Here is a 21,540-nt window from a genome sequence, read left to right as displayed (position 1 = left end):
TTTTCGCATTTCGCGTCGCGACATTGACTTCCAGACTGCGCGGCCGGTCGCCGGACACGACGACCGCCGGCACGTCTGACCACTTCCGGTGCGGACGTGTCCCTCCGTTCCGACTCCACCAGGAAGTGTCAATGAAGTTCCATTCACCGAAGCAGCGCCCGCTCGTGCTCGCGCTGTATCTCGCCATCACCGTCGCCGCACCGGTCAGTTCCCAGGCGACCTCGCTGGTTGCCATTGGCGAAGACCTGCAAGCCAACAACCAGACCTTCGACACCGGCGTGCAAAGCGGCATCGACGGCATCGCGATGCTTGCGACGGCCGGTGAGCTCGCACCCGGTACCGTCACGACCGGAAGCATCACCGGCAGTGGCGTGAACGCCCGTTCCGCGGGCGACCAGACGATGACGACGCTCGCGTACACCGGCGGCACGATCGACCTGAGCAACTCGAAGGTGCGTGCCAGCGGAAACGGCAGCATCGCCGTCGCCGCCGCGGACGGCGGCCTTGTCCGTCTTTCCGGCGGCAGCGTCACGAGCACGGGCGCCGCATTCGCCGCGGGATTGATGGCGGACGCGGGGACGATCGAGGCCAGCGACGTTGCCATCCTGGCGAGCGGGACGGGCACGAACGACGCGCCGATCGCGGGTGCGATCGTCCAGAACGGCGGTCGTCTCAACCTCGTTGGGGGCTCGGTGAGCACGCTGGGCAATTACGCGCACGGCGTGTGGGCGCAGGATGCGGACACGCTCGTGCAGATCTCCGGCACCGAGATTTCCACGGCCGGTGCCACCGCCTTGGGCGTGCTCGCGGTCGGTAACGCGAAGGTCGCGATCCGCGACGCCGCCATCGAAACGGAAGGATTCAGCGCGAACGCGATCGGCATCGGCAGCGGTGCCACGGTCGAAGCCGAAAACACCACGATCCGCACCTCCGGCGAATCCGGCCTGGGTGTATTCGCCACCGGAACCGGCAGCACTGCCGTCGTCGGCAACTCCACCATCACGACAAGCGGCGATCGCGCGAACGGCATCGTGGCCGACGATGCGGCGCGTGTTTTCACCGATGGCTCCGAAGTAACGACGTCCGGCTATCTCGCTGACGCTGTCGTCGCCGCGACCAGCGCGACGATTGCGGCTCAGGGCGCGACCATTGCCACGTCCGGCGAGGATGCCTATGGCGTTTTGACGTACGAGGGCGGATCCGCGCGCCTTGTGGACGCCGCCGTGAGCACCCGGGGCAAGCTGGCCTTCGGCGTTTCGGCCATCGATCCCGGCAGCCGCATCGAGGTGACGGGTGGAAGTGTTGCCACGACAGGTGAACGCGCCAGCGCAATCGACGCGTACCAAGGTGGCAACGTGACGGCACGGGACGTGCGCATTTCAACAATAGGCGAAGGCGCGATCGGCGTCTCGGCCTCGGGTACGGACAGCCGCATCGATGTCGCTGGCGGCAGCGTGACCACCGATGGCGCCGGGGCGCGTGGCGTGCTCGCAGGGCCGGCAGGCAGGATCACGATCGCGGACACGAATATCGCGACGCACGGCGATGGCGCGGATGGCCTCGTGGCCTGGGGGCAGGACAGCGTGGTTGAAGGCGATCACGTGCAGGTCGTGGTCACCGGCGGCGGCGACGCGGCGGGTGCCGCCGCCCTATCGGGCGGCATCGTTCGCGTCGCCAACGGCTCGCGGATCGAGAACCAGGGTACGTCGCCATACAACCACGCCGCGGTCGCGGCCACGCTCGATGCCAACCAACCTGGCGCCGCATTCGAGGCAACGGACTCCACCCTCGTCAGCGCGCACGGAGCGGGTGTCGCACTCAGCGGCGGAGCGTCTGCAACCCTGACGAACACCACGGTCGAAGCGGGCCGGAACGCGATCGGCTTCGAAGCCGCGCCGTCGCCGCTGGATGCCGAGGCGACCGTCGTGGTGACGGGCGGTGCGTTGCATTCCGCCGATGCCACGGTCGGCGCGGTCTCCGGCAAGGGAACCGTGACGCTGGCCAGCGGCGTACAGATCGCCAGCGACAACGGGGTACTGGCGCGGGTCAATCCGAACTCCGCACTGTCGCTGAATCTCGACGACGTGCAGACGGGAGGCGATCTCGCCGCGCTGCCTGGGGGCATTCTCGACTTCAATCTGCGTAATGGATCGATCCTTACCGGAACGGCCTTCAACGCCAACAATGCGACCCTCGACGCCACGAGCCTCTGGACGCTGACCGGCAATTCGGTCGTCGCCTCGATGCACAACGGCGGAACCGTCGCATTCACCGCGCCGGCCGGCGGCGCGTTCAAGCAGCTTGTGGTCAACGGCAACTACACCGGCGACGCCGGTCGCCTCACGCTGAACACTGCGCTTGGCGGCGATTTTTCGGCTACGGACAAGCTCGTCGTCCACGGCGATACCGCTGGTTGGACCGACGTCACCGTCACCAATGCCGGTGGCACCGGTGCGCAGACCGTCAACGGCATCCAGGTCGTCCAGGTCGACGGGGCGTCGAACGGCACCTTCGCGCTTGCCGGTCGCGCGAGCGCCGGCGCGTACGAATACCTGCTCTACAAGGGCGGGGTGGCAACGCCTGCCGACGGCGACTGGTATCTGCGTTCGGCAGCTGCGGTGGTACCGGTGGATCCTGTAACCCCGGCCGATCCGATTGCGCCGACCGACCCAACGCCGGTGGCGCCGGATCCGACGCCGATCTCGCCGGTCGCTCCGCAACCGTCCGCACCGCTTTACCGCCCCGAGCCCGCCGCATACCTGGCCAACCAGGCCGCGTCGGTCGGCATGTTCGAGCACTCCATGCACGATCGCATGGGCGAAGCGAACCTCGGCCAGCGCGGCGATGACGATCGCACCTCGGCGGCGTGGGTACGCGTCGTGCGCAACCAGATGGACGGCACGACGGGCGAAGGCCAGCTGGACGCCGGCACCGACGTGTCGGTGCTGCAGATCGGCGGCGAGATCGCCCGCTGGAACGACGACAGCCGCTTCCACGTCGGCGTGATGGGCGGTACCGGACGCGCGGATACCGACGTGGCCTCGTCCCTGCTCGACTGGCGCAGCAAGGGCAAGGTGATCGGCTACAACCTGGGCGTGTATGGCACCTGGTTCGCCGACGCTACCGCGGCTAGTGGCCTTTACCTGGACGGCTGGCTGCAATACGGCCGATACGACAACAAGGTGCAGGGCGATTACCTGGCCGAAGAGCGCTACAACGCGTCGACCTGGGCGGCGTCGATGGAAGCGGGCTATGCCTTCGCGCTCAACGACGGCGGCAACACGCGTTTCTTCATCGAACCGCAGGCGCAGGCGATCTTCACCGATTATTCGGCATCGCAGCATCGCGAAAGCAATGGCACGCGGGTCGACGACGTGGAAGCCGGCGGCCTGACCACGCGTGTTGGCGTGCGCTTCTACGGCCATGCGGCAAACACGCAGCAGAACGTCGTGCAGCCGTTCGTCACGCTGAACTGGTGGCACGACAACGACCGCAATGCGATGTCGTTCAATGACACCACGCTCGAACTGCAATGGCCGCGCGATCGCTACGAGACCAAGCTGGGCCTGCAGGCGCAGCTGGGCGGCGGCTGGATGGGCTGGGGCAACCTGGGCCTGGTGTATGGCGCGCGCGACTATCGGGACGTGACCGGTCAGCTCGGCCTGAACTACCGCTGGTAACCGTCCACTGCTGAAGCGACATCGAAGCCACCCCGAGCGATCGGGGTGGCTTCTTGCCGATGCGCGACGCGTTCGCGCGATGGCGTTACGCCCGATGGTACGGATGGTTCGCCAGCAACGCCGCCGCGCGATACAGCTGTTCTGCGGCGACCAGGCGCACCAGCATGTGCGGCAACGTGAGCGGACCCAGCGACCACGATTCGTCGCCGCGTGCGATGACGTCCGCCGCGTGGCCTTCGGGGCCGCCGATCAGGAAGGCGAGATCGCGTCCCTGTGCACGCCAGTGTTCGAGCCGCTGCGCGAGCTGTTCCGAGGACCACGGCTTGCCGCGTCCATCCAGCGTCACCACCAGTGCATTCTTCGGCAATGCGGCGATCACGCGCGCACCTTCGTCCTGCATCGCGCGCACGGCATCGCGACCCTTGCCGCGCAGGCCGGGCTCCACTTCCACCAGCTCCAGCGGCAACCAGTGCGACAACCGCTTCTGGTATTCGCCGAAGCCCTCGGCGACCCAGCGCGGCGCGCGTTCGCCGACGGCGATCAACTTGGCTTTCATGGTTTCGCGTCCATCGGTGAGATGGTAACCGCGCTGCGTCACGATCCGCCGCGTTGACGCGCGCGTGTCATCGAAACGCCATCCCGCGCTCCCAGCATTCGGGCTTCCCCCAGCCCCGCAGGAGATGCAGATGGACGCATTCGGTTCCTCCCGCCGCCAGGTTCTCAAAGGCAGCGCCGCCGCGATGGCGGTCGGTGCCATCGGTACGCTCGGCGCGTTGTACACGCGCCAGGCGCTCGCCGGCGGCGATCCGACCCGCCTGTCGCCGATTCCGAGCCGCTACGGTCCGCTCGCCCCCGTCGCCGATCGCAGCACGGGGCTGCCGCTGCTGCAGTTGCCGCGCGGTTTCAGCTACCGCTCCTTCGGCTGGTCGGGCGACGTGATGAGCGATGGCCAACCCTGCCCCGATCGCCACGACGGCATGGCGGTCGTCGCGGTGCGCAAACCCGGTCGCGGTCGCTTCGATCGCGATGGCCGCGGTAATGGTCACGGACACGGCCACGAGCTGGTCCTGATCCGCAACCACGAACGCGGCGGCGCCACGCCGATCAACGCGCCGGGCATGTACGACACTGGCGATATCGGCGGCGGCCAGCGCGCGGGCGGTGGCACGACCACGCTCACGCATCGCAACGGCGAATGGCACGGCATCGAGGCGAGCCTCGGCGGCACGCTGGTCAACTGCGCCGGCGGTCCGACGCCGTGGGGCACGTGGCTGAGCTGCGAGGAGATCAAGACGGACGCTGCATCCAGCACCGGCCGCAAGCACGGTTATGTGTTCGAAGTGCATGCCGACGCCGAACGCACCAGCGGTCGCCCGCTCGTCGGCCTGGGGCGTTTCAGCCACGAAGCGGTTGCGGTCGATCCGCGCACCGGCATCGTCTATCTCACCGAGGACGACCGGAACAAGGCGGGCCTGTACCGCTTCATCCCGAACGATCGCGCCGGCCGCTACGGCTCGCTCGAACACGGCGGCCGCCTGCAGGCCGCGCGTGTGCGCGGCAAACGCAATGCCGACCTGACGGTGGCGAAGATCGGCGACGAGTACGCCCTGGAGTGGGTCGACATCGCCGATCCGGACCTGGACAGCATCGTCGCGCCGGCGGGGTTCCCCGATATCTCTGCGGGCGAAACGCTCAGCGGTCCGTTCGCGCAGGCCTGGGCCGACGGCGCGCTGCGCATGAGCCGCGGCGAAGGCATCTGGCACAGCTACGGGAAGATGTTCATCGTCGACACCAGCACCGGCGTGGACGATCAGGGACGCCGCGGTCGCGGCAACGGTTCGGTGTGGGTGCTCGATCTGGTGACGCAGCGCATCCGCGCACTCTTCGTCAGCGGCAACCAGCTCGCCGCGCACAATCCCGACAACATCACCGTCAGCGCGCGCGGCGGCGTGCTGCTGTGCGAGGACGGCGGCGAGAGCCCGGACGAATACGGCCCCGGCGCGCGCCTCATCGGCCTCACGCGCCAGGGCGAGTCGTTCTACTTCTGCAAGAACAACATCGAGCTGACGTCCACGCAGATCGGCAACGCCGGCAAGACGATCGCCGAAGGCGATTATCGCGACAGCGAGTTCTGCGGCGCCTGCTGGGATCCCTGGAGCCGCACGATGTTCGTGAACATCCAGACGCCGGGCATTACCTTCGCGATCACCGGGCCGTGGGAACGCGGGCATCTGTGAGCCGAACGCCGCATCGCGCGGAACGTGCGGAGCATGCAGAAGACGAGAACGGCGCCTCGCGGCGCCGTTCTCGTTCAAGCGTGACGGACGCGAGTCGTCAGAAACGCCCTTCGGCGTCCGTCTCGACTTCGTCCTCTTCCGCTTCCGGCGGCTGGTCGCCGACCGTCCACAGGCGCTCGAGGGCGTAGAACTCGCGCACGCGCGGCAGCATCACGTGCACCACGACGTCGCCCAGGTCGACGAGCACCCATTCGGCCTCGCGCTCGCCTTCGACGCCCAGCGGCTGGACGTCGAGGTTCTTGGCGAACTTGACGACTTCGTCGGCGATGGACTTCACGTGCCGGGTCGAGGTGCCCGAAGCGATGACCATGTAGTCGGTAACGCTGCTCTTGCCGCGCACGTCGATTTCGGTGACATCGCGCGCCTTGAGTTCCTCCACGGCCGCATGCACGGTCTTCAGCAGGACATCCACCGGCGGCGGCGGGTTGGGCAGGCGGGTCTTGATGACTTGCGCTTCGGTACTCAAGGGGCGATGGCTCTCTTGGGGGATTGCAGTGCCCGGGGATTATAACGAAGCCGGCGTGACGCCCCGGACGCCGTACAGCCCATGGCGGCGGATGTATTCGGCCACGGCCGGCCGGACGCCCGCCTCCCACGGCTCGCCGGCGGCCATGCGACGGCGGAGCTCGGTGGACGACTCCGGGCGTTCACGATGCAGCGGGAAAACGGCCAGTCCGCCAGCCGGCGCGCCATTCAGGCTTTCGGCGGGGCGGCGACGCGGCCCGATCTCGGCTTCGATCTCCGGCGCTGCCGCGGCGACGGCGACCGGCTCCAGGTGCGATCCCGGCCGCGCGACCACCAGCACATGGGCCAGGTCGAACAGCTCGCGCCAGCGGTGCCAGGTGTTCAGTTGCAGCATCGAATCGCCGCCGATCATCCATACCAGCGGCATTTCCGGGCCGAGTTCCGCGCGGAGCCCGCGCAGCGTGTCGACGGTGTACGACGGTCCGTCGCGATGAAGTTCACGCCGGTCGACTTTCAGACCCGGCTCGCCGGCGATGGCCAGGTCGAGCATGCGCGCACGCGCATCGGCGTCGGCGTGCGTGGCGTCTTTGTGCGGCGGATCGGCGGCAGGCACGAGGAAAACCTGTGCGCCCAGCGCGTCGCGCACTTCACAGGCGACCGAAAGATGGCCCGCATGCACCGGATCGAAGGTTCCGCCGTAGTAGACGCGCAGGCCCATGCGCCGTGGCGTCAGCCGACCAGCAGGCGCGCCGCGCGCGGTTCGGCGACGGCGAGCAGCAGGCGCTCCAGCGCCAGCCATGCATCGACGGGTTCCTCGCCGTAACGCGGACGGCCCTTGGCGATGCGGTCGACGCGGCCGGCTTCGGCGACGAACGCGTCCCAGCGCGGCGAGGCATGACGCGCCAGCGCACGCTTGTACATCGGCTGCTTTGAATCCCAGATGCGCTGCGCCTTGAATTCCGAGGCGAGATTGCCGCCGCGTGCCTGCACTCGGGCGAGCGCCGCGGCGCGCTGCAGTTCCATCACGATCATGCCGAGCAGACCGGGCACGGCTTCGCCTTCGGCGCGAAGTCCAGCGAGCATGCGCGACACCTGCGCGCCCTGCCCGTTCATCGCCGCATCGACGAGGCGGAACACGTCGTAGCGCGCCGCATCGGCGACGAGCTGCGCCATGCGTTCGCGATCCAGCGTCTGTCCGTCGGACAGCAGCGCGAGTTTGTCGATCTCCTGTGCGGCCGCGAGCAGGTTGCCTTCGACGCGCTCGGCAAGGCTCTGCACGGCATCGTGTTCGGCGCGCAGGCCGCGCGCGCGCAGGCGCTTCTCGATCCAGTCGGTCAGCTCGTGCGGCTTGACCTGCCACGCGATGGCGACCTGGCCGATACGCCCGATCGCCTCGCTCCACTTGCCGCCGTGCTGCTTGCTCCACTCGCCGGCGGTGATCAGCAGCGTGACGTCCTGCGGCGGATCGGCGCAGAAATCGGCGATGACTTCCGCGCCTTCCTTGCCCGGCTTGCCGCTGGGCAGGCGCAGTTCGACGAGGCGGCGGCTGGCGAACAGGCTCGGCGCACGGAACGTCGCCGACAACGCGTTCCAGTCGGGTTCGCGCTGGTTGCCTTCGGCCTCGAACACCTCGCGCTCGGCGATGCCGGCCCGGCGCGCGGCGGTGCGCACCGCGTCGGCGGCTTCGAGGACGCGCAGCGGCTCGGGGCCGGCGATCAGGTACGCCGGATGCAGCGCGGCGGGCTCGGGCCGGTCGAGGCCAAGCTGCGCGACGAGCTGCTCCGGTCGCAGTTCCATCAGGGCGTGGTCGTGTCCGAGGTCGGCGGCGGCGTGACTTCGGTCGGCGCGGCGGCGGCCGCAGCCGTGGCGTGGCGCGCCACCGCGTCGAGGCGGCGCAGCACGGAGGCGACCATTTCGCGACGCATTTCGCCCTGCAGGATCTCTCGCTCGCCTTCGGTACCGATGGCCTGCACGGGGTTGGACACGTAATCGCGCGCCAGCTCGATCGTCTGGCGCGGGACGATGGCCGTGCCATCGGGGCGACGCAGTTCGAACGTGACCGCGTAGCGCAGCGAGTACTCCTGCGCGCGACCGAGTTCGTCCAGGCTGATCGGGCGATCGCCCCACTGTTCGGCCATCAGGTCGAGCACGGTGGCATCGGTGGTGCGCTCGGTGGCGGGAACGGCGCCGGCACGCGTGAGCGCCTGCGCGAGCGATTCGGCCAGCGGGCTGTAGCGGTCCACGGACACGACGCGGACCGGACCGAGATCCGGCGGCAGCACCAGCGCGCTGCGCAGATGGAAGCCGCAGGCCGTCAGGGTCAACGCGAGGGCGACGGGGATGGCGCGCTTGAGCAGGGAACGAAGGGTCATGGGCGAAGTCTGGAGGAGGCTGCCAGCGCGGGCAAGCCGCGGAGCGACGGGTTCATTCATCACGCGTAGGCGCGCAGTGTCCACGGCGCAGGGGGAATTCGGCGTCGTTGCTGATTCCGCCGTCACGTTCCCGCCATCACGGCGCAGGCCGGGGGCCGCGCTAAGTGCACCGCTCCTGGCCTGGGTCCCGGCTTTCGCCGGGATGACGATGTGCGCGGGTGCAGCCGCTACCTGCGCACCAGATTCGGCCAGGAAGCCGCCGAAGGCGGCTACCCCGCGACCACGTTGACGATCTTCCCCGGCACCACGATCACCTTGCGCACCGTCAGGCCTTCCATGAACTTGGCGACGTTCGGTTCGGCCAGCGCGAGGCGTTCGACCTCCGCCTTGTCCAGGTTCACCGGCACCTCGATCGTGCCGCGCAGCTTGCCGTTGACCTGCACCGCCAGCGTCACCGCGTCGCGCGTGAGCGCGGCGGAATCGGCGACCGGGAACGGCACGTCCTCCAGCAGCGTTTCCGCGTGACCCAGCGCCTGCCACAGCGCGTGGCAGACGTGAGGCGTCACCGGATTGAGCAGCAGCACCATCGCCTGCAGCGCTTCGTGGCGCACGGCGCGACCGGCATCGCTCATGTCGTCGAACTTCGACACGTGGTTGAGCAACTCCATCAGCGCGGCGATCGCGGTGTTGAAGCTGTGGCGGCGGCCGTAGTCGTCGCCGACCTTCTGGATCGTCTCGTGCAGCTGGCGACGCAACGTCTTCTGCGCGGCATCGAGCTGCGCGCCGGTGGCGAGCAGCGTTGCGACATCGGGATGATCCGGCTGCGACACGTGCGTCACCACTTCGCGCCAGAAGCGGCGCAGGAAACGCGCCATGCCTTCGACGCCGGCTTCGTTCCACTCCAGCGACTGCTCCGGCGGTGCGGCGAACATCGAGAACAGGCGCACCGTGTCGGCGCCGTACTTGCCGACCATCAGCTGCGGATCGACGCCGTTGTTCTTCGACTTCGACATCTTTTCCGTGCCGCCGATGACGACGGGCTTGCCGTCTGCCTTCAGCGTCGCGCCAGTGATGCGGCCGCGCTCGTCGCGGATGACCTCGACATCGGCGGGGTTGATCCAGTCCTTCGAGCCGTCTTCGTGATCGCGATAGAAGGTTTCGGCGATGACCATGCCCTGCGTCAGCAGGTTCGTCGCCGGCTCGTCGCTGTTGACCAGGCCCTGGTCGCGCATGAGCTTGTGGTAGAAGCGGAAATACAGCAGGTGCAGGATCGCGTGCTCGATGCCGCCGATGTACTGGTCGACCGGCGTCCAGTACTTCGCGCGTTCGTCGACCTGCTGCTGCGCGCCTGGCGAGGTGTAACGCGCGTAGTACCAGCTCGACTCCATGAAGGTGTCGAAGGTGTCGGTTTCGCGCTCGGCCGCGCCGCCGCACTGCGGGCAGGTGGTCTTGCGCCATTCGGGGTCGGACTTGATCGGCGAGGTGACGCCGGAGAACGCGACGTCTTCCGGCAGCACGACCGGCAGCTGGTCTTCCGGCACGGGGACGTCGCCGCACTTGGCGCACAGGATGACGGGGATCGGGCAACCCCAGTAACGCTGGCGGCTCACGCCCCAGTCGCGCAGGCGGTAGTTCACGCGACGCTGGCCGCGACCGTCGGCTTCGAAACGCGTGGCGAACGCGTCCAGCGCCTGCTGGAAATCCATGCCGTCGAATTCGCCCGAATTCACCAGCCAGCCGCGTTCGGTGTACGCGCCCTCTTCCTGGATGCGGCGTTCGAATTCCTTGACGACCTGCACCGCGGCCGTCGTGCCGTACACGTCGGCCGATGCGCCTTCGCCGAGCGCACTGCTCATCGCGTCCTCGTGCTTGGCGAGGTCGCCGGCGATCTCGTTCACCGCGTCGCGCACTTCCGGCGGCACGATCACCATGCGCACCGGCAGCGAATACTTGCGCGCGAATTCCCAGTCGCGCTCGTCGTGGCCCGGCACCGCCATCACCGCGCCGGTGCCGTAGTTCATCAGCACGAAGTTGGCGACGTAGACCGGCATCTTCTCGCCGGTAATCGGGTGGATCGCGCTCAGGCCGGTGTAGCGGCCGCGCTTTTCCTGCGTTTCCAGCTCGGCTTCGGTGACGCCGCCTTTCTTCAGGTCGTCGAGGAACGCGGCGAGTTCGGCATCCTTTTCTGCGGCCAGGCGCGCGAGCGGATGCTCGCCGGCGATCGACACGAACGTCACGCCCATCAGCGTGTCCGGGCGCGTGGTGAACACGTGCAGCGGATCAAACGCGTTGCCGTCGCCGTCGACCACGTCGAAGCGGATTTCCAGGCCTTCGCTGCGGCCGATCCAGTTGCGCTGCATCGTCTTGACCGCATCCGGCCAGCCGGGCAGCGCGTCCAGGCCGTCGAGCAGCTCCTGCGCGTAGTCGGTGATCTTGAGGAACCACTGCGGGATCTCGCGCTTTTCCACCAGCGCGCCGGTGCGCCAGCCGCGGCCGTCGATCACCTGTTCGTTGGCCAGCACGGTCTGGTCGACCGGGTCCCAGTTCACGACCGAATTCTTGCGGTACGCCAGGCCCTGCTTCATCAGGCGCACGAACATGCGCTGCTCATGCACGTAGTACGACGGCTGGCAGGTGGCGAACTCGCGCGACCAGTCGATGGCGTAGCCCATCTGCTGCAGCTGCGCCTTCATGTGCGCGATGTTGGCGTAGGTCCACTTCGCCGGCGCGGTCCTGTTCTTGATCGCGGCGTTCTCGGCCGGGAGGCCGAAGGCGTCCCAGCCCATCGGCTGCAGGACGTTGTGGCCGGTCATGCGCTTGTAGCGGCTGATGACGTCGCCGATGGTGTAGTTGCGCACGTGGCCCATGTGCAGCGCGCCCGACGGATACGGCAGCATCGAGAGGCAGTAGTACTTGGGCTTGTCCGACGCCTCGTTCACCTCGAAGGCGCGCGTGCCCTCCCAGAAGCGTTGCGCATCGCCCTCGATGGCCTGCGGGTCGTAGGGGCGGGTTTCGTTTGCGGCTTCGGCGGACACGGCGTTCGGAAGGCGGGGGAAAGAACCGCCAAGCCTACCGCAGCGCAGCAAGGCCCGCCACGCGAGGCCGGCGCGGCCTGCGATCGGCGCCGGAAGCTGCGCCGCAGGTCTCCTTCGCGCCCGCGCCCGTGTGCTTCAATCGACGGTTCCAGGGGATCGAAACCACACGGGGAGTCGTACGTGCTCAAGCCGCTCAGCCTTGCCTTGCTTGTCGCCATCGCCAGCATTCCAGCCCACGCAGAGGCCCAGACCGCCGCGCCCGCGAAGGACGCCGCACAGGCGCTCCAGTGCGGCCAGGTCTTCGACGCCCGTTCCGGCAAACTCACCGGGCCGCAGACGCTGCTGGTGCGCAACGGCAAGATCGAACAGGTGATCGGCGGCGCCAGTGCGGACGTCGCCGGCGCCACGCGCGTGGACCTGAGCGGCCACACCTGCATGCCCGGCTGGACCGACCTGCACGTGCACCTGGGCAGCCAGTCGAGCCCGCAGAGCTATTCCGAAGGCTTCCGCCTCGACGATGTCGATTATGCCTTCCGTTCGGTCGACTACGCGAAGAAGACGTTGATGGCGGGCTTCACCAGCGTGCGCGACCTCGGCGGGGAAGTGAGTCCGCACCTGCGCGATGCGATCAACCAGGGCCTGGTGTCCGGCCCGCGCATCTGGGCGGCGGGCAAGTCGATCGCGACCACCGGCGGCCACGCCGATCCCACCAACGGCTACAACGACGCGCTCTCGCACCTGATCGGCCCGCCGGGTCCGACCGAAGGCGTCATCAACTCCATCGACGACGCGCGCCAGGCCGTGCGCCAGCGCTACAAGGAAGGCAGCGACGTCATCAAGATCACCGCGACCGGCGGCGTGCTGTCGTACGCGAAGTCCGGCGACGCGCCGCAGTTCACCGTCGAGGAAGTCAAGGCGATCGTCGACACCGCGAAGGACTACGGCTACCGCGTCGCCGCGCACGCGCACGGCGAGGAAGGCATGAAGCGCGCGGTGCTCGGCGGCGTGACGTCGATCGAGCACGGCACCTACATGAGCGACGACGTGATGAAGCTCATGAAGCAGCACGGCACCTGGTACGTGCCGACGATCTACGCCGGCCGTTTCGTCGCCGACAAGGCGAAGATCGACGGCTACTTCCCCGACGTCGTGCGCCCGAAGGCGCAGCGCATCGGCGCGCTGATCCAGCAGACCGCCGCCAACGCCTACAAGAACGGCGTGAAGATCGCCTTCGGCACGGACATGGGCGTGGGGCCGCACGGCGACAACGCGCGCGAGTTCATCTACATGGTCGAAGCGGGAATCCCGGCGCCGGTGGCGTTCCAGGCCGCCACGATCCGCGCCGCCGAAGTGCTCGGCGTCGACGACCAGGGCGTGATCGAAGTCGGCAAGCGCGCCGACATCGTCGCCGTGCCGGGCAATCCGCTGGAAGACATCCAGCAGGTGATGAAGGTCGACTTCGTGATGAAGGACGGCGCGGTGTTCCGCACGCCGGAAGCCTGATCCTCGCGCCCTCTCCGGCTCGTGCCGGGGAGGGCCGCGGCGTCAGGCGATGCGGATCACGCCGCCGCTTCGCGACGCCACGACGACGCACACCAGCCACGCGAGCAGCACGACGCGCTGCGCGATCGGCCCGGCGAACACCGGAAACGCGTTGAGCAGCACCACGACCGTGCCCGCGATGACGAACGCGATCGACACGCCGCGCCAGATGCGATCGCGGAGCAGGCCGGCGCCCAGCACGAGCGCGCCCGCGGCGAACGCAAGCCACCACAGCAGCCACATCGTCGCGTGACGCTGGCTGATGGGACCGTCGAGGTCGGCCGGATCCAGCCGCCACACGCCCTGCGCGGCGAACGCCAGCGCCGACAGCGCCAGCATCCAGCAGCCGATGCCCGCCCAGCGCCCGGCACCGACCGGCAATCGCGCCCGCAGTCGAACGAATACCCACGCGGCCAGCAGCCCCGGGGCGATGAAGCCCAGCAGGTTGAACGCCGAAGCGCCGGGGACGTCGGCCGCGCCGAGCAACCCCAGCGGGTGCTGCGCATGCGAGAACGCGGCGTGCGTGGCCGCGAAGCCCGCCACCGCGATCGCGCAGCATGCGGCCGCGAGCCAGCCGGCGTGGCGGTCGAACGAAGCCGGGGACGGGACGGTCGGACGGTTCATGTCGGCATGCTAGCGTGACGACCCGCTCCGCGCCTGCTTGGCAGACGCAGGCGCCGCCCCCATTTCCCCAGCATCGCCGAACGAGCCCCGCGAGCCTTCCGAATGACGATTTCCGACGCTACCGCCAACGCCCACGTCTTCGACGCCACCGCCGACAATTTCGAGGCCGAAGTCCTGCAGAAATCGATGCAGGTGCCGGTCCTGGTGGATTTCTGGGCCGAATGGTGCGGGCCGTGCAAGACGCTCGGACCGATCCTGGAGAAGCTGGCCGCCGACTACCACGGCGCCTTCCGCCTGGCGAAGGTGGACGTCGACAAGGAACAGCAGCTCGCCGGGGCGTTTCAGGTCCGCTCGATCCCGACCGTGTTCCTCGTGAAGGACGGCCAGCTGGTCGACGGTTTCCCGGGCGCGCTGCCCGAGGGCCAGCTGCGCGAGTTCCTGACCCACCACGGCATCCAGCCGGCCGATCCGGCCGCCGACGATGCCGCGGCGCCGGAGACCGGGGCCGCACCCGTCGACCCGCACGCCGAAGTCGTGCGTCTTCGCCACGAATCCGACGCCGCGCCGGACAACGCCGAACTCAAGCTCGACCTCGCCCTCGCCCTGCTTCGCACCGGCGCCGCGCAGGAAGCCGAGCAGCTGCTTGACGCCCTGCCGGCGAACCTCGCCACCGACGACCGGACCATCCGCGCCCGCTCGCGGCTGGGCTTCGCCGCCCTGCTGAAGGACGCGCCGCCGGCGGAGGTGCTCGAAGCGGCCATCGCCAGCAATCCGGACGACCTGCGCGCCCGCCACCTGCTCGGCGCGCTGAAGATCGTCGACGGCGACGCGCAGGCGGGTCTGGAGCAGTTCCTCGAAATGCTCCGCCGCGACAAGGCCTACGAGGACGGCCTGCCCCGCAAGGCGCTGATCGACGCCTTCCGGGTCGTCGAGGACGAAGACCTCGTCGGCCAGTACCGCCGCAAGATGTCCTCGCTGCTGTTCTGAGCGGGTAAGCCGCCTTGCGGCTGGATCAATACGCATCCGTATGGCAGGCTGTGCGTCCCCTACGCACAGCCCGTCGAATGAAAGCCAGCGTCCTGCGTCGCGGCCTGAACCTCTGGCCACCGTTCCTCTTCAGCGGCATCCACGTCACCGCCATTACCGCCGATTACCGCCATGCGCATGTCGAGCTGCGCATGCGTCCCTGGAACCGGAACTACGTCGGCACGCACTTCGGCGGCAGCCTGTTCGCGATGACCGACCCGTTCTGGATGCTGCTCACCATGCAGTCGCTGGGACGCGAATACTGGGTCTGGGACAAGGCCGGCGAGATCGAATTCGTGAAGCCCGGCCGCGGCACGGTGCACGCGGATTTCCGCCTGCGCGACGACGTCCTCGACGAACTGCGCGCGGCCACCGCGAACGGTGAAAAAGCGCTGCGATGGTTTGACACCGATATCACCGACGCCAGCGGCGACGTCGTCGCGCGCGTGCGCAAACAGCTCTACGTCCGGCGCAAACCGGCGCACCGCGAGAACGGCGACGCAGAGTGACCGCGGCACAAAACGCCCCAAAATGGCCGTAAAAACAGGGCTGTTCGGCAAAAACTGACGCTGCGCGTCATCACGCCGCGGCAACGACCTTGCGCACATGGTGGTTGTGATGCGCACGTCGTGAGCTTTCCCCTCTCTCGGCGTATGCTCCTGCTTCGCGACAGGGGGCCGCGATGTCCGGTTCTGCAGGCAACAACGACAACGCATCGCCATTGCCGGAAATCGCCGGTTATCGCCTGCACAAGGTGATCAACCACGGTGGCATGTCGACCGTATACCTGGGTCACCAGCTCGCGCTGCAACGCGAGGTGGCGATCAAGGTCATGCTGCCTGTCGCACTCGCGGACGAAGTCAGCCGTCGCCGCTTCGAGAACGAAGTGCGCACGATCGCGCGGCTGGAACATCCCAACATCGTCGGCATCTTCGAAGTCGGCCGCACCTACGACGGCCTGCCCTACTACGCGATGCCCTACCTCCCGCGCGGCCACCTCGGCCAGCGCGACCTGAGCAAGAACGAACCGCGTGCGATCGACATCGCACTGACGTTGCTGTCGGCGCTGGATTACGCGCACTCCCGCGGCGTCGTGCATCGCGACGTGAAGGCCGAGAACGTCCTGTTCGACGAAAGCGAGCGCGTGCTGCTGGCCGACTTCGGCATCGCGCTGCGCCGCGGGTTCGGACCGCGCGTGACCACCGCCGGCCTCGCCGTCGGCAGCACCGCGTACATGGCACCGGAACAGGCGCGCGGCGAGGACGTGGACGGCCGCGCCGACCTGTACAGCATGGCGGTGCTGCTGTGGGAAATGCTCACCGGACGTCTTCCGTTCGAAGCGGCCGATGCGCTGTCGATGGCGGTGATGCACGCGCAGGATCCGATCCCGAAACTGCCGCATCACCTGCGCCACTGGCAGCGCTTCATGAACCGCGGCCTCGCGAAGCAGGCGGCAAGCCGTTTCCAGGACGCCGCGCAGATGGCCGACGCCGTCCGCGCCGTGCAGCAGCGCAAGCCGTGGACGCCGGCGCTGGAAACATTCCGACGCCTGCGTCCGACGCAGCGCTGGGCGATGCCGGTGTGGGCGACCGTCGGCGTGACGGCGGTGACGCTGGTCGTGCTCGCCTTCAGTTTCGACCGTGGCGACGAAACGCCGCCGGCGACGCCCGTCGCGCCGATCGCCACCGCTCCGAACGCAACGCCGTCGGCCGATCCGACCGCGGCGATGCTGCAACCGCTGCCCGAGGCGCCGCTTCAGCACGCACTCGAAGACGCCCGCCAGCAGATCGCGCGCGGCCGCCTGACCGAGCCGCAGGACGCCAATGCGTTCGACAGCGTGCTGCTCGCCTGGCACACCGACAGCACGCATCCCGATGTCGCCGCCGCCATCGAGCAGCTCACCGGCGCCTTCTCCGAACACATCGTGCGCGCGGTGAAGGACGGCAAGGACGAGCGCGCGCTCGACCTGCATTCGCGCGCCATCGCGCTGGGCCAGCAGACCGGCACGGCGAACTCGCCGGCGCAGCAGAAGCTGCGCGACGCCACCGGAGCCGCACTCGAAGCGCGCCTGCAGCAGTCGGTGAAGCGTCGCGACGGCGCCGACGTGCAGCGCCTCACCGCGCTGGCAGACAAGATGGCACTGCCGCGCAAGTTCGACGCGCGCCTGCTCGCGCAGGCCAAGGCGCTGCCGAAGGGCCTGGCGCGCGGTGCGACACTCGATACCGCCTCGCAAAGCAGCGCGAAGGTGAGCGTCGCGCTCACGCCGCGGCCGGTGAGCCGCCGCGAGTACGCGCGCTTCGCCGCCGCCAACGGGCGCGAACCGGCGCTGTGCCGCGAACGCGCGTCGCTGCTGCGCATGCTCGATCCGCGCGACTGGCAGCAGCCGGGCTTCAAGCAGGGCGAAAACGATCCGGTGGTGTGCATCTCGCTGGAAGATGCGCAGGCGTATGCGCAGTGGTACAGCGCACAGACTGGTCGACGCTACCGTTTGCCCAGCGCAGAGGAAATCACGCAGACGCCGGCTGACATGGACGGCCGGGCGGTCTCGCTGTGGCTGCGCGACTGCGGCCAGAACTGCCAGCAGCGCCAGGTGGCGGGCAATTCGTGGCGCAGCCGCCAGGAAGAACGCACGCTTCCCGCGTCGCGCGGCTACGACGACGTCGGCTTCCGGCTCGTCCGCGAGCGCTGAGAGCCCGCGCAGGTGGTGCCGCCACGCGGCGCAACGAATGGCCCGCGAAGGCCCGCCCGTTCGGTCTTACAATCCGCGCCATGCCGAACTCCCCCGACTCCCCCGCCGCCGCGCCGATCCGGCCCGCGGCGCCCAAGCCGAGCCTGCAGAAGCTCTTCCTCACGGGCCTGTTGACCCTGCTGCCGATCTGGCTGACGTGGGTCGTGGTCAAGTTCGTGTTCGTGATGCTGTCGGACATCAGCGCGCCGCTGATCGGCCCGGTGCTGGAGAACCTCGCCAACACGAACCGCCAGCTGGCGTGGCTCGACGAGCCGTGGGTCCGCACGGTGCTCGCGCTGCTGGCGACGCTCGCGGTGATCCTGTTCGCCGGCGTGATGGCGCGTCGCGTGATCGGCCAGCGCCTGCTGCGCTGGTTCGAGGCGCTGATCCAGCGCATTCCGCTGGCGAGCATCGTGTATTCGAGCGCGCGCCAGCTGCTGGACATCCTGCAGACCAAGCCCGACGGCACGCAGCGCGTGGTGCTGGTGGATTTCCCGCACAAGGAAATGAAGTCGATTGGTTTCGTCACGCGCGTTATCCGCGAGCACGGCACCGGGCGCGAACTGGCCGCGGTGTACGTTCCGACCACGCCGAATCCGACGTCGGGCTACCTCGAGATCGTGCCGGTGGAGAAGATCACGCCGACCGACTGGAGCGTGGACCAGGCGATGAGCTTCATCATTTCCGGCGGCGCCGTCGCGCCGGACACGATTCCGTTCTCGCCGCCCTCTGCGGTGGAAAAATCGCCGTAAGCCGGCAGACCACGTAAACCGCGCCAAGGGGAAAGCGCAGTGAGCCAATCCGTGCCTGCATCCGTTCCGCCCATGGCCGTCGCGCGCACGCTCGACGATCGCGCGGTGCGGTTGTTCATCATCCTCGCCGCGTTCTTCTGCGTGAACGCCGTGCTGGCCGAGTTCATCGGCGTGAAGATCTTCGCTCTGGAAGACACGCTGGGTATCGAGCCGCTGCAGTGGAACCTGTTCGGTCAGTCGGGCTCGCTGAGCTTCACCGCGGGCACTCTGCTCTGGCCGGTGGTGTTCCTGATGACCGACGTCATCAACGAGTTCTTCGGCCGTCGCGGCGTGCGGATGATTTCGTACCTCGCCGCCGGGCTGATCGTGTACGGCTTCCTCTTCGCCTTCGCGGCGATCGCGCTCGCACCCGCCGACTGGTGGGTGAAGGCCGCGCAGGCGCAGGGCGTGTCCGATTACCAGGCGGCGTTCGCGGCGGTGTTCGGCCAGGGGATGTGGACGATCGCCGGCTCGCTGGTCGCCTTCATCATCGGCCAGCTGATCGACGTGGCGGTGTTCCACCGCATCCGCAGCGTCACCGGCGAGAAGCACGTGTGGCTGCGCGCGACGGGCTCGACCGCGGTGTCGCAACTGGTCGACAGCTTCGTCGTGCTCTACATCGCCTTCGTGCTGGGCCCGCAGAAGTGGCCGACGTCGCTGTTCCTCGCGGTGAGCACGGTGAACTACGCGTACAAGATGCTGGCCGCCGTGGCACTGATCCCGCTGATCTACGTGGTGCGCGCGGGGATCATCCGTTACCTCGGCGAGAAGCGCGCGCACGAACTGCGCGAGCAGGCGGCGGCCTAGGGCCCGGCATACCCGCTTGCCGTCATCCCCGCGAAGGCGGGGATCCAACCTTCCGAACCACCACGCTTTCGGCAAGCGTGATACGCCTGCACGCTGGATTCCCGCCTGCGCGGGAATGACGGCTTTTCTTCGGGCGCGCTGGTCGACACCGCTGCGCGAGCGCTCCGCAAAACGCGACGGACGCCGCGTCCGCATGACCTTCGGCCCATGCCGCCCCCGAGCCGGCGGGCGAGCCTTCGAGGTCGCCGTCAACCCGGATTTGTTCCCATGCCGCATCCTGCGCGCCCGTCGTTCCGCCTGCCGCTCGCCATCGCCCTGATCCTGGGCACCGCCGTCGCCCTGCCCTCCGCCGCGTTCGCGCAGGCGCCCGCCACGGCGACCACGACCCAGAACGCCAAGGCCACGCGCCTCAACGCGATGTACGAGCAGTACTGGGAAGAGCTGCTGCGCGCCAACCCGCTGCAGGCCACGTTCCAGGGCGACAACCGTTACAACGACCAGTTGCCGAACACGATGTCGGCGCAGTACCGCCAGCAGCAGCACGAGTTCAACACTCGCTGGCTCAAGCAGGTGAAGGACGTCGGCAGCGACGGCCTGAGCGGACAGGACCTGCTGAGCTACGAGATCTTCGTGCGCGATCGCGAGGATTCGCTCGAAGCGGAGAAGTTCCCGACCTGGCAGCAGCCGATCAACCAGTTCTACAACTTCGCCGCGACGTTCGTGCAGCTGGGCTCCGGTACCGGCGCGCAGCCGTTCAAGACGGTCAAGGATTACGACAACTGGCTCAAGCGCGCCGCGCAGGCGCCGGTGCTGTTCGACCAGGCGATCGCCAACTCGCGCGAAGGCGTGAAGAACGGCGTCGTGCAGCCGCGCGCGCTGATGGTGAAGGTGATTCCGCAGCTGGACGCGCTGATCAAGGACAAGGCCGAGGACACGCTGTTCTGGGGCCCGATCAAGAACTTCCCCGCCGACTTCAGCGACGCAGACAAGAAGCGCCTCACCGCGCAGTACAAGCAGCTCATCGAAACGCAGCTGATGCCGGCGTATCGCGAACTGCGCACGTTCGTCGCCGACGAATACCTGCCGAAGACGCGCGCGACCTCGGGCCTGGACGCGCTGCCGGGCGGCGCGGCGTGGTACGCGTTCAACGCGCGCAACTCGACGACGACCGACCTCACGCCGGCGCAGATCCACCAGATCGGACTGGATGAGGTGAAGCGCATCCACGGCCAGATCGAGGCCGTGATGAAGCAGGTCGGCTTCAAGGGCTCGATGCAGGACTTCTTCAGGTTCATGCAGGACGACCCGCGTTTCACCTTCGCCGATGAGCCGGCGCTGCTGGCGTATTACCGCGGGCTGGAAGACAAGATCAACCAGAAGATTCCCGAGCAGTTCTCGCTGATTCCGAAGGCGGCGTTCGAGATCCGCCCGGTCGAGCCGTTCCGCGCGCAGTCCGCGGCCGGCGGTTCGTACATGCGCCCGAGCCAGGACGGTTCGCGTCCGGGCGTGTTCTACGTCAACACCTACGACCTGCCGACGCGCAAGACGTGGGACGCCGAAGACCTGTACCTGCACGAAGCGATCCCGGGCCATCACTTCCAGCTCGCGCTGCAGCAGGAGCTGACGGGCCTGCCGAAGTTCCGCCGCTTCGGCAGCGAGATCGCCTTCAGCGAAGGCTGGGGCCTGTACGCCGAATCGCTCGGCAAGGACCTGGGCGTCTACACCGACCCGTACTCGTACTTCGGTTACCTGCAGAACGAGCTGTGGCGCGCGATCCGCCTGGTCGTCGATACCGGCCTGCACAGCAAGGGCTGGACGCGCGAGCAGGTGATCAAGTACATGCTCGACAACTCCGCCGAGAGCGAAACGCAGTCCACCGCCGAAGCCGAACGTTACATGGCCATCCCCGGCCAGGCGCTGGCGTACAAGATGGGCGAGCTGAAGATCAAGCAGGTCCGCGCGAAGGCCGAGAAGGCGCTGGGCGACAAGTTCGACGTTCGCGAATTCCACGCCGAAGTGCTGAGGGACGGCTCGGTGCCGCTGGAGATCCTCGAAGGCAAGATCGATCGCTGGATCGAGGCGAAGAAGGGCTGACGCCGAACGACTTCGTAGCCCGGCTCCGCTCAGCCGGGCTACAAACGCCAGTCGAGCAAAACCGCAACGCGAACTTTGC

At 68.2% G+C, this 21,540-nt stretch carries 16 protein-coding genes; 9 read left to right on the top strand and 7 right to left on the bottom strand.

The window, feature by feature from the left end; translation table 11 throughout:
* Positions 1-131 precede the first annotated feature (131 nt).
* Complete coding sequence (locus ABIE51_RS06760; RefSeq protein ID WP_192630148.1) at positions 132-3,680, top strand: autotransporter outer membrane beta-barrel domain-containing protein; 3,549 nt, start codon at positions 132-134, stop codon at positions 3,678-3,680.
* A gap of 85 nt (positions 3,681-3,765) precedes the next feature.
* On the opposite strand, the gene rlmH is transcribed toward ABIE51_RS06760, so the two are convergent.
* Positions 3,766-4,236 carry a 23S rRNA (pseudouridine(1915)-N(3))-methyltransferase RlmH gene (gene rlmH, locus ABIE51_RS06755; protein WP_192630147.1) on the bottom strand — a complete coding sequence of 157 codons (471 nt, stop codon included), beginning with the start codon at positions 4,234-4,236 and terminating at the stop codon, positions 3,766-3,768.
* 130 nt (positions 4,237-4,366) lie between these two features.
* Here rlmH and ABIE51_RS06750 point away from each other — a divergent pair, with 130 nt between their 5' ends.
* Positions 4,367-5,917: an alkaline phosphatase PhoX gene (locus tag ABIE51_RS06750; RefSeq protein WP_192630146.1), complete on the top strand. Its 1,551-nt coding sequence runs from the start codon at positions 4,367-4,369 to the stop codon at positions 5,915-5,917.
* Positions 5,918-6,014: 97 nt separating this feature from the next.
* On the opposite strand, the gene rsfS is transcribed toward ABIE51_RS06750, so the two are convergent.
* From rsfS to leuS, 5 genes are all read right to left on the bottom strand, one after another.
* Complete coding sequence (gene rsfS, locus ABIE51_RS06745; protein WP_157029676.1) at positions 6,015-6,443, bottom strand: ribosome silencing factor; 429 nt, start codon at positions 6,441-6,443, stop codon at positions 6,015-6,017.
* A 39-nt stretch (positions 6,444-6,482) separates the two neighbouring features.
* Positions 6,483-7,241, bottom strand: a complete 759-nt coding sequence (nadD, locus tag ABIE51_RS06740) for a nicotinate-nucleotide adenylyltransferase (RefSeq protein WP_502913260.1) — start codon at positions 7,239-7,241, stop codon at positions 6,483-6,485.
* Positions 7,172-8,239 carry a DNA polymerase III subunit delta gene (gene holA, locus ABIE51_RS06735; RefSeq protein WP_192630144.1) on the bottom strand — a complete coding sequence of 356 codons (1,068 nt, stop codon included), beginning with the start codon at positions 8,237-8,239 and terminating at the stop codon, positions 7,172-7,174. The genes nadD and holA overlap by 70 nt, the downstream gene beginning before the upstream one ends.
* The gene (locus ABIE51_RS06730) at positions 8,239-8,814 is read right to left on the bottom strand and encodes an LPS-assembly lipoprotein LptE (RefSeq protein ID WP_115840864.1); all 576 of its coding nucleotides are present in this window, start codon (positions 8,812-8,814) and stop codon (positions 8,239-8,241) included. Before ABIE51_RS06730 ends, holA begins: the two co-directional genes overlap by 1 nt.
* Positions 8,815-9,083: 269 nt before the next feature.
* Positions 9,084-11,849: a leucine--tRNA ligase gene (leuS, locus tag ABIE51_RS06725; protein WP_192630143.1), complete on the bottom strand. Its 2,766-nt coding sequence runs from the start codon at positions 11,847-11,849 to the stop codon at positions 9,084-9,086.
* 180 nt (positions 11,850-12,029) lie between these two features.
* Between leuS and ABIE51_RS06720 the strand changes: the two genes are divergently transcribed.
* On the top strand, positions 12,030-13,352 hold the full coding sequence (locus ABIE51_RS06720; protein ID WP_192630142.1) for a metal-dependent hydrolase family protein: 1,323 nt from the start codon (positions 12,030-12,032) through the stop codon (positions 13,350-13,352).
* Positions 13,353-13,394: 42 nt separating this feature from the next.
* On the opposite strand, the gene ABIE51_RS06715 is transcribed toward ABIE51_RS06720, so the two are convergent.
* A complete protein-coding gene (locus tag ABIE51_RS06715) occupies positions 13,395-14,015 on the bottom strand; it encodes a DUF998 domain-containing protein (RefSeq protein WP_192630141.1) in 621 nt (206 codons plus the stop codon).
* A 102-nt stretch (positions 14,016-14,117) separates the two neighbouring features.
* Here ABIE51_RS06715 and trxA point away from each other — a divergent pair, with 102 nt between their 5' ends.
* The 6 genes from trxA to ABIE51_RS06685 all read left to right on the top strand — a co-directional run bounded on the left by trxA (position 14,118) and on the right by ABIE51_RS06685 (position 21,461).
* Complete coding sequence (gene trxA, locus ABIE51_RS06710; protein WP_192630140.1) at positions 14,118-15,002, top strand: thioredoxin; 885 nt, start codon at positions 14,118-14,120, stop codon at positions 15,000-15,002.
* 77 nt (positions 15,003-15,079) lie between these two features.
* Positions 15,080-15,550: a DUF4442 domain-containing protein gene (locus tag ABIE51_RS06705; protein ID WP_192630139.1), complete on the top strand. Its 471-nt coding sequence runs from the start codon at positions 15,080-15,082 to the stop codon at positions 15,548-15,550.
* Positions 15,551-15,723: 173 nt separating this feature from the next.
* Entirely contained in the window at positions 15,724-17,730 is a 2,007-nt protein-coding gene (locus ABIE51_RS06700; protein ID WP_192630138.1) for a bifunctional serine/threonine-protein kinase/formylglycine-generating enzyme family protein, read from the top strand.
* Between the two features lie 80 nt (positions 17,731-17,810).
* Positions 17,811-18,521 carry a DUF502 domain-containing protein gene (locus tag ABIE51_RS06695; protein ID WP_115840870.1) on the top strand — a complete coding sequence of 237 codons (711 nt, stop codon included), beginning with the start codon at positions 17,811-17,813 and terminating at the stop codon, positions 18,519-18,521.
* A gap of 72 nt (positions 18,522-18,593) precedes the next feature.
* Positions 18,594-19,367 carry a queuosine precursor transporter gene (locus tag ABIE51_RS06690; protein ID WP_192631622.1) on the top strand — a complete coding sequence of 258 codons (774 nt, stop codon included), beginning with the start codon at positions 18,594-18,596 and terminating at the stop codon, positions 19,365-19,367.
* Positions 19,368-19,634: 267 nt separating this feature from the next.
* Positions 19,635-21,461, top strand: coding sequence for a DUF885 domain-containing protein (locus ABIE51_RS06685; protein WP_192630137.1), 1,827 nt, complete (start codon positions 19,635-19,637; stop codon positions 21,459-21,461).
* The last annotated feature ends 79 nt before the right edge of the window (positions 21,462-21,540 follow it).

Source organism: Lysobacter sp. OAE881, from assembly GCF_040546665.1.
Lineage (GTDB): Bacteria > Pseudomonadota > Gammaproteobacteria > Xanthomonadales > Xanthomonadaceae > Lysobacter_J > Lysobacter_J soli.
This window is presented reverse-complemented; position numbering and strand designations above follow the sequence as displayed.

Excerpts from the sequence above, each read along its gene's own strand:
- nadD (WP_502913260.1), bottom strand. The coding sequence starts at position 7,241 with ATGGCTGGCGCTGGAGCGCCTGCTGCTCGCCGTCGCCGAACCGCGCGC.
- ABIE51_RS06705 (WP_192630139.1), top strand. The coding sequence starts at position 15,080 with ATGAAAGCCAGCGTCCTGCGTCGCGGCCTGAACCTCTGGCCACCGTTC.
- rlmH (WP_192630147.1), bottom strand. The coding sequence starts at position 4,236 with ATGAAAGCCAAGTTGATCGCCGTCGGCGAACGCGCGCCGCGCTGGGTC.
- ABIE51_RS06760 (WP_192630148.1), top strand. The coding sequence starts at position 132 with ATGAAGTTCCATTCACCGAAGCAGCGCCCGCTCGTGCTCGCGCTGTAT.
- trxA (WP_192630140.1), top strand. The coding sequence starts at position 14,118 with ATGACGATTTCCGACGCTACCGCCAACGCCCACGTCTTCGACGCCACC.
- ABIE51_RS06685 (WP_192630137.1), top strand. The coding sequence starts at position 19,635 with ATGCCGCATCCTGCGCGCCCGTCGTTCCGCCTGCCGCTCGCCATCGCC.
- ABIE51_RS06730 (WP_115840864.1), bottom strand. The coding sequence starts at position 8,814 with ATGACCCTTCGTTCCCTGCTCAAGCGCGCCATCCCCGTCGCCCTCGCG.
- ABIE51_RS06700 (WP_192630138.1), top strand. The coding sequence starts at position 15,724 with ATGTCCGGTTCTGCAGGCAACAACGACAACGCATCGCCATTGCCGGAA.
- ABIE51_RS06715 (WP_192630141.1), bottom strand. The coding sequence starts at position 14,015 with ATGAACCGTCCGACCGTCCCGTCCCCGGCTTCGTTCGACCGCCACGCC.
- ABIE51_RS06750 (WP_192630146.1), top strand. The coding sequence starts at position 4,367 with ATGGACGCATTCGGTTCCTCCCGCCGCCAGGTTCTCAAAGGCAGCGCC.
- holA (WP_192630144.1), bottom strand. The coding sequence starts at position 8,239 with ATGGAACTGCGACCGGAGCAGCTCGTCGCGCAGCTTGGCCTCGACCGG.
- ABIE51_RS06690 (WP_192631622.1), top strand. The coding sequence starts at position 18,594 with ATGGCCGTCGCGCGCACGCTCGACGATCGCGCGGTGCGGTTGTTCATC.
- ABIE51_RS06695 (WP_115840870.1), top strand. The coding sequence starts at position 17,811 with ATGCCGAACTCCCCCGACTCCCCCGCCGCCGCGCCGATCCGGCCCGCG.